The following is a 326-nucleotide window of genomic DNA, read 5'->3' as shown; positions in this document are numbered from 1 at the left end:
CTTCTGCTTGTATAGTGAGTCCCTTGATCGCTATGGAACATAACATCTTTAGGTTTACCTCGACCTTCATAGGCCATTGAAAGCGCTTTGCCCGTTAAACGGCTATCTGGTGATAATGACATAGCCCACCCAATAACTTTACGAGCGAATAGATCAATCACAACCGCTAAGTACATCCAGCGGTTACCAGCCCACACGTAGGTGACATCACCAACCCAAACTTCATTCGGCGCAGTGACAGCGAATTGTCGACCTAGGTGATTAGGGATTTCAATGTGTTCTAGTGTCGCTTTTCGGTATTTGTGCTTAGGTACCTGACAGCTAAC

The 326-nt window shown here is 46.0% G+C and carries 1 protein-coding gene; it reads right to left on the bottom strand.

All coding sequences use genetic code 11. From position 1 onward, the window contains the following. On the bottom strand, positions 1-326 hold a 326-nt coding region (locus AB4135_RS21900), incomplete at both ends, for a DDE-type integrase/transposase/recombinase (protein ID WP_371995536.1).

Origin of the sequence: Shewanella sp. 10N.286.54.B9 (genome assembly GCF_041468565.1) — a bacterium.
Lineage (GTDB): Bacteria > Pseudomonadota > Gammaproteobacteria > Enterobacterales > Shewanellaceae > Shewanella.
This window is presented reverse-complemented; position numbering and strand designations above follow the sequence as displayed.